Genomic DNA, 14,763 nt, shown 5'->3' on the forward strand with positions numbered 1-14,763 from the left:
GAGTACTGCGATCACCCCGTTCGAGCATTTGGAGATTGCATCCAGTTCGAGAACCTTCAGCCCGCAGATTTTTTCCACCAGCGCAATGCGCTGATAGCGGTTGACGATCTGAACTTTGTCATAGTCATAGTCAAATGCACGCAGGTGCTCGTTCAGGCTCGCCAGTCCCTTGCGCCACAACAGCACGTAAAGCATGCCCGTGCGCTCGCCCTTGAGCACGCGACGAACCTCGACCGCGTTCGTGTTCGTGCCATCGAGCTGTCTGTACTGCATGAGCGTAACGTGGGGCACTTCTATGCCCCATTTCCGGGTGACTGCCTGCGAACCGTTGATAGTGATCACACGAAATGTTTCGTCAAAATCGATGGGCCTATGAGAAACCGGAGCCGAGCCGACAACCACGACTGGTCCGGCAAAGGGAACGGCCAGCACTGGAGGCTTTGGGCGGCGCAGTATGTATTTGAGTCTCCGGAACAGGAGCAGCTTGGTTTCCGCGAACGAAGCGGTCATTCAGTAGTTCTCCAGTCCGAAACAATTCTACAACGGCCGAATACGGACCTTGTATTGGCCAACTTTCGGTGATGTTCCGAAAATCTGCAGTTCTTCATCTTCAAACCGGAAAACCGATGACGCAAGTCTGAATTCCGTATGCACATTGACAGGGTTCAACTCGCCCATCTCTGTAAAGCGCACCACTGAAACTTCGTCGTCGCGAAAGCTGATGTGGACGCGCGTGCGCTCGTCGACCGTCCTGTCGCTGCTGAACAGGATGTCGGCGTCAAAACGGCACCTGCCGCCCCGATCCCTGTTGATGCCGGAATAATCCACGAAGTTCGCCAAGGCGTCGAGATTCGCATCTTGGTCGATATGGTCTGTTTCCGGCCGTTCCATTATATATCTCCAGCGGCGGGAGCCAAACGTCTGAGAGCCTGTTTTGAAAGTCGCTGCGGCGAGACGTATGGCGTGGTTTTTCGGGGTCGCTCTCGCGACGAGCGGAGCGTACATCAAGTACGTGAGCACCGGAAGCGCAGAAAATCGCGTCAGATGTCCGCCGCAGTAGAGTTTCAAGATGGGCTCTTAGAACTTGAAGGAAAGGTCGGCCTTAAATCCATTATCCTGTGCTTTGCTGCCAAATTGGCCATTATAGGAYAGACCAAGCGTCGCACTGTGCGTGAGCTTGACATCAAGTCCGGCCTCGACTGCGAACGCGTCCTGGTCGATTGGCACGCCCGATATCGTGAAGGCGTCACTCCCAGTGAAGGCGAGGCGGGATTGCGGCGTTACATCATCAAATGCATGGCGCCAGCCCAGCATGCCGCGCGCCGTCGCCGACATGCTTCCCATCGTGAAATCTGTGGACGCCCGCAGACCCAACGTGGTGAAAGTCGTGTCGGTCGTTTCGCTCGATGCGGATAGTGCCGCAGCGCCACCGGATTCGGAGAAGGAGTCGCTCCGGAAGTTAACGTAAGCGAGATTGGCGAAAGGTTCGAACGCGACGCGGCTGGTATCGATACGGTAGCCAAGTTCACCGAAGACCTGGGCCGTTCCGGCGTCATAGTCGGCACTCAGATCCTCGGAAAAGCCCGGGAACTCCACCGAGCGATGGGTATCGATATTGCTCCACGTATAGGCTGCACCGGCACGGAAGCCGAGATTGCCCCACTGCGTGCCGCCATAAACGCCGAGGTGATAATTGTCGCTGTCTCCCGACGATGAGCGATCATCGACATCGAACGATGTGCGGCTATATCCGGCAAGCATACCAAGCCGCCAGTTTTCCCAGACGAGTGCGTCGGCTCCAATGACAAAGCCGCCGGTCGTGCGGTCAAGGGACGCGGCATTGCCGTCGCTGTCGGTCGAACCCCAATTGCCGAAGCCTGTACCCCATACGCCGAATTTGTCGGTTGTTGCAGGAGCGAGTTCCGGGCCGCCTTCGCCATAGGCCATGATCGGCAGAGCAGGGGTAGCCACGCCGCCAAAGGAACTGCGAACCCTGTTGATCGCAGCATCGCGGATGAAACGGCTGTCCTCGATCAACGCTGTCTTCGTCGAAGCGTAAATCTCGCCCGACAATGAATCGAATGCTTCGCGTGCCGTGGCGGCATCGAGCACGAGAAGGCTGTTGTACAGTGCCAGCGAGCTGCCGCTCTGAACCAGTGTATCAAGAGCGCCAGCCGTCGCCAGCTGGTTGCGGGTCTGCGCGACCGATACGAACGGACCCTGGTTCGGTGGTGTCTGCTGGACCGCAATGGTTAAATCCACTGCGTTGGCGGTGTTCAGAATCGTCGCGCTCAAAAATGCTGAATTGCTCAGCACATTCGGATCGAATGCTCCGCTGACGCCGCCCTGTGCCGTCAAGATCCTGTAGACCTGTCCAGTCTGGTAGCTCGTCTGCGGGTCAAGTGCCGTGACTGCGACCGAACCGCCCTGCAAGGTTGCAACGCCGGAAGCTGCAATCAGATCGGAAGCACCCGAGCCTGCGAGTTCGACGCTGTAAACCGAACCCGCAGCAAGGGTTATGTCGCCGGCGACATTCAGCGTACCGATCGAGTTGCCCGGCGCAATGGTGGCACCGGAGGCTACAACCGTATTGCCGACCGTGCCGATACCGCCGAGCGTCCCACCGCTCAAAACGTTGACGGCACCGATGGTGCCATTGACCGAAAGCGTTCCCTGATTGACGGTCGTGCCGCCGGTGTAGGTGTTGATGCCGGAAAGCGTCAGGGTTCCTGTACCGGTCTTGGTCAGCGACGCGCCGGTCCCGCCTGCGGTCCCGCCATCCTGGATCACGCCGGAATAGGTGGTCGAGAGATTGTTTGAGCCGACAGTGAAGTCAATCGAACCGAGCCGGAGCTGGCCGCTGCCTTCGATAGAGCCAGCGGTATTAGTAGCAAAGTTACCCAGCGAAAAATCAACAAATCCGGTGCCGATCGTGACAAGCCGCGCATTCGCGCCGGTACTGTTGTCATCGAAAGTTGTACCTCCGCCGACGTTATTTATGATCGTGGCGTTGCCGGCGCTACTGCTAGCGAGGAACTGTGTTCGACCATCACTTATGTTGGTGATCGTGGCGCTGCCCGCCGTGCTGGTGGAGTCGAATATCGTCGTCGAATTCTGGACGGCCGGTAACGTAGAGGACCCGCTGTTGGTGATCGTGGCTGTCCCGGCAGACGTGCCTGCGCCATCAAACCGAATTTGGCTGCCGCCTGTATTGGCAATCGTCGCCGCGCCCGCTGTGCTGTTGTCCAGAAATTGGATCAACCCGGTAAAGGAGCTGAGGTTGAATTCAGCATTACCGCCAGTCGCATTCTGCTGGAATATAACTGTTGCAGTTCCAGTTAGAGTAGCATCGCCTGCCGTGCTGTTATCCTGAAACCGGACATCGCCGCCGGGCAGCGAAAACGTTGCATTCCCGGCGGTGCTGGTGTCACGGAACAATGTGACACTGGGCTGGTTGAGGCTAACATCGTTAAGAATCTGTGCGTTACCGGCGGTGCTGTTATTCTGAAAAGTGGTTCCGCCACCCTCACTGTTTCTGATGTTGGCACTGCCAGCCGTCCCACCATTGAAAACTGTGTTACCGGTGGCGTGGTTGGTAATAACCAGTGATTGAGCATCGAACCCATTGGTCAACTGCAGCTCGGCAGGAGCACCCCCGAAGGAATTCCCGACGCTCACAGGACCAGTGCCAAGCCTGCCAGTTCCCCTAGCTTCAACTATGCCAGACAGCACGGTCGTCCCGCCGGTATAGGTATTGTTGCCCAAGAGAAAGAGTGTAGCGGTACCATTCTGCGTTACGCCGCCACTACCAGTAATGTTTGCATTTATCCCCAGGCCGCCTGCCGAATTGTTCGTCAAGCCTGCAGCGGTGAGAAAGTTTATCGTGCCGTTTTCCATCGAGTAGGTGGTGCCGCCGTTGACGACCCAGCTGTCCACCGAGAACGTGCCGCCCCCAAGATTTACTATCGGCTGGGCTGCACCGGTATTATCAAACGTGGCGGTCTCTCCGGCGCCTGGCACAGTATTGGTCGACCAGTTTGTCCCGATACCATAATTCGGTCCAGCCCCATTCCAGGTCTGCGCCTTTGCTTCGTCGAAAATCGAGAGGGAGACCGTGGCAGCCATGCCGAGAAACGAGACTACGGTCAGCGCAGTCGATGCGCGCAAAGCTTTGCGTAGAGTCATACCGATACCTATCCCACCTTTTCTTCGGACGCAGCTTTCAAGGATCCGCCCTCTGCCGTGCCGGCTTTTAGAAAATGCATAAAACGGTCATTAGTCGTGCGAGTCAAAGCTCTACTATAAGTCGAAAGGTTTAGTTTTCGAATACAATCGGGCCGAGCATTCATCTTTGGGGAAAGGTGTTGCGGAATTGTTACTTAATGGCTGGGGCAGGCGACGACGCAAGGCAAATCGGGGAGCGCGATGTACCCTTGCTAGGTGGACCGCTTCATCGGCGGCTGCTTCCAGGTTCCATCAAGCGCTTCCTGCTCGGGCCAGTAGAGTCGCATCGCAATGATAAATGGCCCTTGGGGTGCAGGCAGCCAGTTCGGCTCCTTGTCTTTGCCCGGGCTCTCGTTCTGGATATAGAATGTCAGGCCGCCATCGGCGTCCTTCACGAATTGCGGCAGCATTGGCGAGTTGAGCAGATAGCGGTTGATCGGATTGGCGACGAGCAGGCTCTGCGGCAGGTCATACATGGTCAATGACCAGAAGGCGTGGACCGGCGGCAGTTCCCCCGCCGCGAAATGTATGGTGTACTTGTTGGCTCCATCGAGCTTCTTCCCGTCGGCATCGATGGCATAGGCGGGATACATCGCTTCCTCTTTGGAATTGCCGTAGATGCCGAATACCGCAGCGCCCATGCGGTAAAGGTAGTTGTTCTTCAAATAGGCCCGCGTTCCGAATACCTCGCCGGACGTTACCTTGCCCGCATCGAATAGCTTGCGGAACGCCTCGAGGTCGGTCCAGGCATCGGCCATGCCCTGTTCGATGGCTGTGTTCATTTCCGGTGAGCTGACATCGACGGTCTTGCCCGCGCCAACACCAATCTTCGCAAAGCGTGTCATGAGTTCGGTTTCGGAAGGGTCGGTCGGGCAGAATTGCAGGACAAAGTTCAGGATGTTGAAGAACTCGGGCGAGGTCTTCTCGTCGGCAGGGGATAGCGGCTTGATGAAATCGATGGCGGGCGCTGCCGCCGGCGCGGCCCCGCCGAGGAATTTGGATAGCGGCTCGGCCCTGTATTCGCCTTGAATCTTCTTGACGTTGTCGATGTCGTCCGGATTGAACAGCTGCGTGCGATAGGCGGCCAGCACCAGCTCCGTCTCCGAGCGGATAACCTCCTTCACGCCCTTTGGCGTTTCACCCTTCCAGCCCGGGCCGGCGACGAGGAAACTACCGCCATCATTGCCGGTCGCACGGCTGCCAATATAGGCGAAATTGAATGTGTATGCATCGATGAACTGGATGCTGAAATACCGGTCCTTTTCAATAGGCGGTACGGTGAGCACCACGGGTTCGGCCCGCAAATCCATGCCGAGCATCGAATAGGGCGTATCGGAGTTGGGTGTCTGGATGGCCGTGTCCGCCGGCGTATAGACACGCGGAATGTTGACGAGAGTATTCCACGGCCCCTTGTATTCCGGATTTTTGGTATCGACGAAATAGGCGTGCTCGATGCGGTAGTCGTCCACCATGGGGAAACCGTATATGTAGGCTTCCTTGGCGATGGCGCGCGCTTCCTCCGGGGTTATGCTGGTCTGGGCTAGTGCCGATGTGAAGCGCAAAGCCGGAATCAGGGCAATGCCGCAAGCAAAGCCTCGGYGTGTGATACTTGTCACGAGTTGATCCTTCCCCGTTGATTTAAGTCGCAATTGTCTCGGCGTTCAAACGCAGTCTCAGTCAAAAGAAGGTCTCGCCGTGAGGAAAAGAACAAGTACGTAACGGTTAATTCACGGATCAAAAGGTTGAGTATGCGCGTTTAAAATTTGGCGCTTCCTTCAAATGCGGATATCAAACTCAATTGCGAACCTCATCACGTAGCAAGCAAAACCATGATTGAAACAGACCGTCTGCTCCTGCGTCCGCTCGTCATCGGCGATTTTGAAAGCTACAAGACCGTGTGGGTGAACAAGCCGATGACGGACGGTTCTCCCGGCCACCCTCAACTGAGTGAGGAAGATATCTGGTATCGGTTGCTGCGTTGGATCGGACACTGGGCGACGTTTGACTTCGGCCCTTTTGCCATTGTCGACCGCATATCTGGCGCGGTGATCGGCGAGGTGGGGCTGGCGCACTTTCATCGAGGTCACGGCGTTCCCTACGATGGTTTTCCAGAGGCCATGTGGAGGGTGGAATATTCCCGCCACGGCCGGGGTATAGCAACAGAGGCGATGCAAGCCGTATTTGTCTGGTTCGACTCGAGGAAAATTTCAACCCGGACAGTTTGCATGATCGATACGTGGAACGATACGTCGAAACGCGTCGCCGCCCGCCTGGACTTCAAAATGTTCAAAGCCACGACTTATCGCGGTAATCCTGTGGAACTATTCGAGAGAGTGTCCGATCCCGACTGACCGGCCGGTTGAAACAGATCCAGGAGCGACTGCACCTCCAGGATGTTGCATAGGCCGGCTCTAGGCATCTTTCGGCAGCACTGAGCGAACCCTTGCGATGAAGACATGGAAGTCCTGCATGAAAGTGCGAAGGAAATCGGCAGTTGTGTCGTTCGTGACCTCGCCGTCATCGGTGATCAGCCCCGGTGTGAACTGGATGTAGGCTTCCGGGGCATTCATCTGGGGAGAGTTGCAGAAACTAAGGACGCTGCGCAAATTCTGCTGGGCGATTGCTGTGCCTATCGCGCCCGGCGACGTGCCGATCACCGCTGACGGCTTGCGTGTGAATGAGTTGGTGCCATAGGGGCGGCTCGCCCAGTCGATTGCGTTTTTCAGCCCGCCGGGTATGGATCGATTGTATTCGGGCGTGACGAACAGCACGGCGTCGACCGCCGCGATTGCCGCCTTGAATGCCTTGCCAGCCGGAGGGTAGTCGGCGTCATAGTCGTAGCTGTAGAGCGGCAGGTCCTTGAAGGATATCTCCGACATTTCAAGTTCCGGCGGGGCGAGTCGCACCAACGCGTTGGCGAGCTTGCGATTGATCGAGCCCTTGGCGAGGCTGCCGATGAAATAGCCTACTTTATGCGTGGTCATGGCGTTCTCCAATATCTCGCATGATAAAGGACGTATCATACGCAAGAATCATAGAAGGGTCTCTTGTCCAGTAACTAATCGCCGACGAAAGTGACCGTCTCGGTGAGCGGGGCGCGGCCCGTACGCGGGGAACTTACCGCGGGGTCCTCGTACCCGATCGACATGCCGCAGAAGAGGATGAGCTCGTCCGGGGGCGACAAGGCCTCCGCGACCGTCTCGCGAACCTGCGACCACGCCATCTGCGTGCAACTGTGCAGTCCTTCGGCGCGGAGCAGCAGCATGATGGTCTGCAGATACATGCCGACGTCGGCCCATTGGGGACGGCCCAGGTCGCGGTCGATGTAGCAGAACAGGGCGACTGGCGCGCCGAAACAGTTCCAGTTGGCGATTGCCGCCCGCTGGCGCGCCTCCCAGTCCTCGCGCGCAATGCCGAGCGCGCTGTAGCGCTCCTTGCCGAAGGCGGATCGGCGCTCCGCGTACGGAGACTTCAGCTCGGACGGGTACATCTTGTACTGCCGCTTGTCCCAGGGGTCGCCGTGGGCCACGCGCTCGACGGCGGTCGTCTTGAGTTCGGCCAGCGGCGCGCCGGTCATCACGTAGGTGTTCCACGGCTGGATGTTCGATCCGGACGGCGCCCAGGCTGCGGCAGACAGCACGCGCTCAAGCACCTCCCTCGACACAGGAGCGTCGGTGAATCCGCGCACCGCCCGTCGGCTTGTGACTGCTTCATAAACGTCCATGATCGCCTCCATACCGCCGGCCATTCGTTTCGATCTGCCGGCGTATGAGGTACTGTCCATGTTCATGGCCGTCTCCTCCTGACTGTTCCGTTTGTGATTTGGTTCATTATCTCCATTCGCAATGGAGACGTAATCACACCGTGGTCTAGGAGACGTACATCCAACGTATATAGGGATCGATGCGTCCGAGGGGCATGTGGGCGAGGGTCAAGGCCAATAGTCTCACCGCGTAACCAGTTAAAAATAAAGTGGAAATCGCGTAAACTCGTGTAAATTGCTCGCGCTGGTTGTGATGGCATGCCAAAATCTGCAACCCGCCATCTGGGGGAGGATTGGGGGCGATGTGCCTTCTCTTCTCCCTCTTTGTTTCGAGCGGAGGGGAAGTGTGATTGGACCCATGGGCGAGGGTGGGCGACACTACCGCTGCTGCCTGAACTCAACTACCCCAATGCCCATTGGCAGCAATAGGCCGGAGCCGACGAAGCATTTCCACAGTCCCCTGTGAAGCACTGCTTTGGCGCTTCGGCCATTTTTTTGAATAGCTTTCCCGGCGATTGCCCGAATTTCGCGATTACCCCTTTCGGTGGATGGCCATAAAGCCATTTATACGGCACACCAAATCGGGTGTAACTTGACCCGGCTGACCGCTGTTAGCACCCCGGTCTTGGGACAAATGTTTCCTCGCTAAAGCGGCCAGTTGGGGGAGAGAGAGGAGAAGAGACAGCCGCGTGGGGGCTCGTTGTCTTGCTCTCCTCCTTCTTCTCACCCCTGATGAGGGTTAGCGTCATTCAGTTTATTCTACGGCTCCAGCCGAAACTGCCCCCTAGACGCAACATACGCCATAACACTGTCGTGTCGTTTTCCTTGGGGTGTTCAAGCCGTTTCAGGAGCATCTCCAGCTTGCGGATTTCGCACATTTCATCTGCAATTAATGACCTGCTGAAAGCGACTTCATCCCCGGCAGTCGCTATCGATCCGGTTCGCAATTCAAACAGTCTCCATTGTGCTTTCTCGACATTACTATAGTGCAACTCAATCAGCGTTTTGTAGGACGCAATCTTCTCCTCGTGATTGGGCAACGTTCTGTCCCTCCGTTCCTCCAAGCAAACCATAGCATATTTCACCTGGACTTCCGACCGGCAGGGGATAATCACTATGGGCGAAAACGGGGGTTCCGTAGACTTTCGCTCGGCCTGCGGATAACAATCACGCTAGGGAACGCGGCCACGATGAGAAACATACCGGACAACTTGCGGCGTCTACACGGCCAAGAATACTACATGAGAAAGAAGACGCTCGCTTATATCAAAGATAGCGCGAACGGTGTCGTCAACCTTGAAGTAATCGAGCAGGCCATGGACGCTGTGGACGCATTGCGGCGGATCAAAACTGACGATCCATACTTGCAGACCGTGCAAATGTTCGGCCTGCGCATCTTCAACGGCTTTGCATCATCGCTCGGGCTTCTGACGACAGGCTACTATCAAAAGAGCGCAATGATCGTTCGCGATCTCCTAGAAACCAGTTGGTTAATCGACCTATTCAGACTGGACAAGACCGAACTAGAGGCTTGGCACAAGCTTGGTGACGATGAGAGACGATCGCATTTTAAACCATGGAAGGTACGCCGATCGCTTAACCGACTCTATGGAACGCCGGACAGCATTAGAGACAGCATCTACAAAACGTTTTGCGAGCTAGCGGCCCATCCCACACCACAGTCCTATAAGATGCTTACTCCGGACCTCGACGGAGCGCGTAGCGGTCCTTTTTTCAATCCTAGAGCAATAGACGTAATGCTTTTTCAAACGTCGCGAGTGGGTATAGAGGTCTGTGACACCATGGCGGATTTCTTCAATCGGCCCACGTTCAGTCTCGAAAACTGGGACACCGTTTACAGCGATATCATTGCCAAGCGCGACGAGTGGATGAAGGTTTATCATCCGAAGTAGACGCGAAATTAAGTAGGTATGCCACGGTCACCGGTCCCCTTTTTGCGAATGCCAGACCCAATGTATAAACTGCACCAAGAAAGCAGGGAGTGTGGCCAACCTGTAAACCTTACGGAAAAATAGCCGGTACGGTTCGCTCTGCCGAGTTTTTCTTGTCCGTAGTTCCGTTGCGGCCCTTGCCTCCGATAGCGCCATAGGGTAATTGCTCGCCTGTCGATTTGAGGTTTCCCCCAGAGACTTCGCAAATAATCGGCGTGACTGTTACCCTCAGCGTTACCCCGGCAGAAAACAAGCCGGATATTCTGAGGATCGAATGCCCGCTAAGTCGTTGATTTAGCAAAATTATCGGAGTGTAGCGCAGCCCGGTAGCGCACTTGACTGGGGGTCAAGGGGTCGTCGGTTCGAATCCGGCCACTCCGACCAGCATAGCCAAATATTGGCTATACGCCTGTTCCGGGAGCAGGCATCGCATCCGGTTTGATGTTTTTCGATCAATCGTGTTTCGAAGCGAGTTCCGCGGCCACTTCCAGCACTTGATCTTCCCTGATGCCGACCGTGAAATCCTCGATATCGTCGATCGTCTCGCCGTCAGGGATACGAATGGGATTGTGCGTGCCGACCAGAACAGTCTTTATCCGCCGCGGCAGCGCCGGGAGCAAAAATCTTTTGACGCATTCGATCAGAACGGCCCGCTTGTCCGGCGCGAGCTTTCCGAGTTTTTCCCGCAAGAGGTGACCGAACATATTGCCGTCGGCGAAGCCGAAGGGGCTCGCTAGATCAAATGCATGCAACCTGTATTCGATCCGGGTCATGACCGTTCCTCGTGTTGGCAGGGCTTATATGTAAACCTGTACGGTTGGCAGCAATAGGGCGGGACGGCCATGGCACCATTTATTTTGGCGGAACTGGTAAATAGAGCCGGCAACGTCATTCCGGTGCACGCAATGCTGTACTATTCGTGAGACAGGTCATTATATTGCGTTCATAATATACCAAAACGTCTGTCCGGGGGCAAACGCATGAGTACTGCCGTGTTTCAAGCCATGACCGCCAAAATGCGCATCCTGCTTGCATTGAGCTGCGTTGTTTTCCTGAGCCTTGCCGGAGTTTCGCAGGCGCAGACTGCGGCTACCCAGCCGCCGCCCAAAAAAGTCGAAGAGCTTTTGAAGCTTCTGGATGATCCCGAAATCAAAGCATGGATCGCTGCCAAGGGCGCTCCGCCTGCGGCGGCGGAAGAGGATTCCGTTGCGCCATCGGCAAGCGATTTCATGCAATGGTCGAACGCCATTCGGGCGCACTTGCGCGGCCTCGTGCAGGCCATTCCGGCAGTTCCCGGCGAATTTGCTGGGGCACGCTCAACGATCATGACCGAAATCAACGGTCGACGTCCGGGGGCGATCCTGCTGCTCTTCGCAGCATTTGCTGCACTCGGGTTCGGGGCTGAATTTCTCTTTCGGCGTATTCTCGCCCGGGCGCGCCGGAAAATGGCTGTGCCGGCCGCGACCGAGGCAGATGCGCCCAAACGGCATCATGTGATCGGCCGATCGATTTTTGCCGCCATGGCACCGCTGGTGGTCTTTGCTCTGGCAAGTATCGGTGCCTTCCTCGCCTTCACGTGGCCGCCACTCTTGGCCATGCTTGTCCTGCCCATGCTTGTCGCCCTGATAGCCTGGCGTGTGATCATGCGATTGGGTGCCATTGTGCTTGCAACCGACCGCAAGCAAGCAGACGGTGGCGAGATCGTGGCGCGTCTCATCCCTATGGACGATGTGCAGGCCGCGTTCTGGTATCGCCGTGTTGCCTGGTTCACGGGCATCTTCTTCACAGGTTGGGCGGTGGCGGGATGGATGACCGCGCTGAATTTCAGCCCCAACGTCAGGAGCTTGATCGTTTACACGCTCGGCCTTGGCCTTTTGGTGGTGGCGCTGGAAACCGTCTGGAAACGCCCGGAAGCCCCCGTCGCATCCCGGGCCTACCGCGCCAAGGAGTGGCTGCTCACACTCTATCTATGTGTACTTTGGCTGTTATGGGTTGCCGGCATGAGCCTGGCTTTTTGGGTCGGCATCTATGTCATCATCCTGCCTCCGATCTTGAGGACAACCAGCACAATCGTAAAATCGTTCTTCGCCGGTCCCGATGATGCGCCAAAAGCCAGGAACCCGGTCTTTGAAGTCCTCCTGGAGCGGGGRGCAAGGGTGATCATCATCATACTTGCAGTTGCCTGGCTCGGCGCCGTCATTCGTTTTCGCACGATAGGATTGATGGAAGACGAGGCCGCGAGCCGCATGATTCGCGGCGTGCTGGGTGGCGTGGTGATCTTGCTCGCCGCAGATCTCGTCTGGCATATGCTCAAAGGTCTCATCAACGTGCGTATCGAACGCGCCCGGATCGAAGGCGGCGACGAGGCTGCACTGGCCCGCAGCGGGCGGCTTATGACCTTGCTGCCGATTCTGCGCAATTTTCTTGCCGTACTCATCGCCGCGATTGCCGTGATGATGGTCTTGTCCGGTCTCGGCGTGGCAATCGGCCCGTTGATCGCGGGCGCCGGCATTTTCGGCGTCGCCATCGGCTTCGGCTCGCAGGCTCTCGTCAGGGACATCATCAGCGGCATCTTCTACATGACCGACGACGCGTTTCGGGTGGGAGAATATATCCAGAGCGGCAGCTACAAGGGCACAGTCGAATCCTTCAGCATCCGCTCCGTCAAATTGCGGCACCATCGCGGCCCGATCTTCACCGTACCGTTCGGCACGTTAGGTGCCGTGCAGAACATGAGCCGTGACTGGGTCATCGACAAATTCCTTATTTCGGTCAGCTACGACACGGATATCGCCAAGGTCAAAAAGCTGGTGAAAGCCGTCGGGGCCGAACTGCTGCAGGATCCGGAATTCGGCCCGCAGATCATCGAGACGGTCAAGATGAAGGGCGTCGAGGCTTTCGGCGATTACGGTATCAATCTGAGCTTCGCCATGATGACAAAACCGGGGCATCAGTCCACGATCCGCCGCCGCGCCTATGCCATGATCAGGGAAGCGTTCGGAGCCAATGGCATCGGCTTTGCGTCACCAACGGTACAGGTTGCCGGTAATGAGGATCATACGGCAAATGTCGCTGCGGCAGCCACGAATGACGCGATAGCCCGCAAAAAGGCTGCCGAAGCAGCTAAGCTGCAGGAGAATTGAGATCACGACCCTAGGGTCAGAACCTGTTAATCTGGTCCTGGTCCTGGTCCTGGTCCTGGCCCTAGCGCTTCGCGCGGCTCTTGCGTCGTATGAGAACCGCCTTCACCGCAAACCTCGYCATGGACTCCACATCCCGATTGCCGATGATGAAGGCAGCGCGCACAAAACGTGCCAGCGTGTTGATTTCGTCGTCCGATATTTCTTGGTCATTCAGCTGCCGGACGGCCGAGTCCAGTGAGCGCTGCATGAGTTCAGCATCAGCGTCCGAATAGTTGTTCTTGTTGCTTTTAAAAACTGCCAATTGGTACACCCATCATGTGCGGTCAATTCGTCCTTCTATCAGGAACTGGCAAACGACCATTTCTTTGGTGGCGGACCTCCAATGCGGCACATCCCCAGATGATGCCGATGAGCAGCCAGAAATGCCGCCAATGATCGGTGTCGATGACATTGCCGATGGCCACATGCGCTATATAAACAAGATAGGCGCAGAGCAGAAAGGGTTGCCAGGGGCGCTCGCGAAAGAGGATGCGCAGTCCGAGGCCCAGCGTCAACATGGTAAGGGTCAGATAGCTGATAAATCCGATCCAGCCATAGTCCAGCGCCGCTTTCAGCCAGATATTATGCGTGTCTTCGCCGAAGATCGGTCCAAACTCCAGCGGGCCTATCCCGAGCGGATGATCGATCGACATGAGCAGGCCATACCAGTGGCGGGCGAAGCGTCCGAATTGCGCATCGTCATAATCCTGTACCAGCTGCGCTCGCGCCGTGAAAAGGTCGGCAACGCTCGGGATCTGCAGCGCGACGACGACAGCCAGCAGGACAAACACGACGGCAAGGCCTGCAAGCAGGATGATCCGCGTCCGGAACAGCGGATTGGGGTTTCTGATGAACAGAAGCAGGGCCAGGCCTGCAATGATCAGTGCGGCCATTCCCCAGGCTGCGCGCGAGAAAGACAGGAAGATACCAAGCGTCAGGATGAGGATCGGGATCAGGCGCAACGGCAGGGCTCGAAGGTTGCCCACAAGGACGCCATGCACCAGCCAGGCAAGTGGCAGCATGAGGAACGGTCCGAAAACATTCGGGTCCTGGAAGGCACCCATTGCGCGGCCATAGCGCGTGAACAGTTCTGCTCCGGGAAAGGCATCGAAATAGCCGAGGATACCGAGCAGCGATGTGCCGATCGCAGCGAGAATATAGGCCTTGAAGATGACACGCAGGACGCGATGGTCGGCATCGATGATCGCTGCGAAGAAAACCGCCGTAAAGCCGAGGAAAAGCGAAACGGCGATGTACATTGGCGCCGCTTTGAGGTCGGGCATCTGCGCCAGGGAAACAAGGCCGCCGAGATTGAAGACCACCAGAATGGCGAGGAGGGCGGCGACCGTGCGTGACAATCTCAGACCGAACAGGGCCCAGACGGCGATAAGGCCAGCCATATAGAGCTCGTATGGCGCGGGTTCATCGATGACGAAGCCGCTGAGAAACACCCCGAAGCCCACGGCAAAAGTCGAAATCAATTTGATCAGAGCGCGGTTTTTTGCGGCGTGATCGACGCTGGCCTGCCGGTTCTGATCAATTGCCGCGCTCAATAGGCATTGTCCGTGTTGAGAAGTCGCACGGGAGTGAGGAACAGGATTTTCAGATCGAACCACAACGACCAGTTCTCGATGTAATACAG

12 protein-coding genes, 1 tRNA gene and 2 pseudogenes are annotated in these 14,763 nt (G+C 56.8%); 4 read left to right on the forward strand and 11 right to left on the reverse strand.

Annotated features, from left to right (window positions below):
• The 4 genes and pseudogenes from ACXJ5O_RS06665 to ACXJ5O_RS06680 form a co-directional block, all read right to left on the reverse strand.
• Positions 1–510: pseudogene (locus tag ACXJ5O_RS06665) on the reverse strand (membrane-anchored protein); the annotation flags it as partial.
• A gap of 27 nt (positions 511–537) precedes the next feature.
• Entirely contained in the window at positions 538–891 is a 354-nt protein-coding gene (locus ACXJ5O_RS06670) for a hypothetical protein (protein WP_457299203.1), read from the reverse strand.
• Positions 892–1,077: 186 nt separating this feature from the next.
• Complete coding sequence (locus ACXJ5O_RS06675; RefSeq protein WP_457299204.1) at positions 1,078–4,185, reverse strand: autotransporter outer membrane beta-barrel domain-containing protein; 3,108 nt, start codon at positions 4,183–4,185, stop codon at positions 1,078–1,080.
• 251 nt (positions 4,186–4,436) lie between these two features.
• Positions 4,437–5,804: a DUF1254 domain-containing protein gene (locus tag ACXJ5O_RS06680; RefSeq protein ID WP_457299211.1), complete on the reverse strand. Its 1,368-nt coding sequence runs from the start codon at positions 5,802–5,804 to the stop codon at positions 4,437–4,439.
• 249 nt (positions 5,805–6,053) lie between these two features.
• Here ACXJ5O_RS06680 and ACXJ5O_RS06685 point away from each other — a divergent pair, with 249 nt between their 5' ends.
• Positions 6,054–6,575, forward strand: coding sequence for a GNAT family N-acetyltransferase (locus ACXJ5O_RS06685; protein WP_457299205.1), 522 nt, complete (start codon positions 6,054–6,056; stop codon positions 6,573–6,575).
• A gap of 60 nt (positions 6,576–6,635) precedes the next feature.
• Here ACXJ5O_RS06685 and ACXJ5O_RS06690 read toward each other — a convergent pair whose 3' ends face one another.
• The 3 genes from ACXJ5O_RS06690 to ACXJ5O_RS06700 form a co-directional block, all read right to left on the reverse strand.
• Complete coding sequence (locus tag ACXJ5O_RS06690) at positions 6,636–7,208, reverse strand: NADPH-dependent FMN reductase (protein ID WP_457299206.1); 573 nt, start codon at positions 7,206–7,208, stop codon at positions 6,636–6,638.
• Positions 7,209–7,282: 74 nt separating this feature from the next.
• On the reverse strand, positions 7,283–7,948 hold the full coding sequence (locus ACXJ5O_RS06695; RefSeq protein ID WP_457299212.1) for a nitroreductase: 666 nt from the start codon (positions 7,946–7,948) through the stop codon (positions 7,283–7,285).
• Between the two features lie 788 nt (positions 7,949–8,736).
• Complete coding sequence (locus ACXJ5O_RS06700) at positions 8,737–9,027, reverse strand: hypothetical protein (protein ID WP_457299207.1); 291 nt, start codon at positions 9,025–9,027, stop codon at positions 8,737–8,739.
• Positions 9,028–9,228: 201 nt separating this feature from the next.
• Here ACXJ5O_RS06700 and ACXJ5O_RS06705 point away from each other — a divergent pair, with 201 nt between their 5' ends.
• Positions 9,229–9,900, forward strand: a complete 672-nt coding sequence (locus ACXJ5O_RS06705) for a hypothetical protein (RefSeq protein WP_457299208.1) — start codon at positions 9,229–9,231, stop codon at positions 9,898–9,900.
• Between the two features lie 346 nt (positions 9,901–10,246).
• A tRNA-Pro gene (locus ACXJ5O_RS06710) sits at positions 10,247–10,323 on the forward strand.
• Positions 10,324–10,391: 68 nt separating this feature from the next.
• Here ACXJ5O_RS06710 and ACXJ5O_RS06715 read toward each other — a convergent pair.
• Positions 10,392–10,712 (reverse strand): hypothetical protein, encoded by a 321-nt coding sequence (locus ACXJ5O_RS06715; RefSeq protein ID WP_112530852.1) that lies wholly within the window; start codon positions 10,710–10,712, stop codon positions 10,392–10,394.
• Between the two features lie 207 nt (positions 10,713–10,919).
• Here ACXJ5O_RS06715 and ACXJ5O_RS06720 point away from each other — a divergent pair, with 207 nt between their 5' ends.
• Positions 10,920–13,082, forward strand: a complete 2,163-nt coding sequence (locus ACXJ5O_RS06720) for a mechanosensitive ion channel family protein (RefSeq protein WP_457299209.1) — start codon at positions 10,920–10,922, stop codon at positions 13,080–13,082.
• Positions 13,083–13,143: 61 nt separating this feature from the next.
• On the opposite strand, the gene ACXJ5O_RS06725 is transcribed toward ACXJ5O_RS06720, so the two are convergent.
• The 3 genes and pseudogenes from ACXJ5O_RS06725 to ACXJ5O_RS06735 all read right to left on the reverse strand — a co-directional run.
• Positions 13,144–13,383, reverse strand: coding sequence for a hypothetical protein (locus ACXJ5O_RS06725; protein ID WP_457299210.1), 240 nt, complete (start codon positions 13,381–13,383; stop codon positions 13,144–13,146).
• Between the two features lie 22 nt (positions 13,384–13,405).
• The gene (locus ACXJ5O_RS06730) at positions 13,406–14,674 is read right to left on the reverse strand and encodes an O-antigen ligase family protein (protein ID WP_112530854.1); all 1,269 of its coding nucleotides are present in this window, start codon (positions 14,672–14,674) and stop codon (positions 13,406–13,408) included.
• Positions 14,671–14,763: pseudogene (locus tag ACXJ5O_RS06735) on the reverse strand (exopolysaccharide biosynthesis protein PssY); the annotation flags it as partial. The pseudogene ACXJ5O_RS06735 and the gene ACXJ5O_RS06730, both read right to left, overlap by 4 nt.

It is taken from the genome of Phyllobacterium sp. P5_D12, assembly GCF_054049495.1.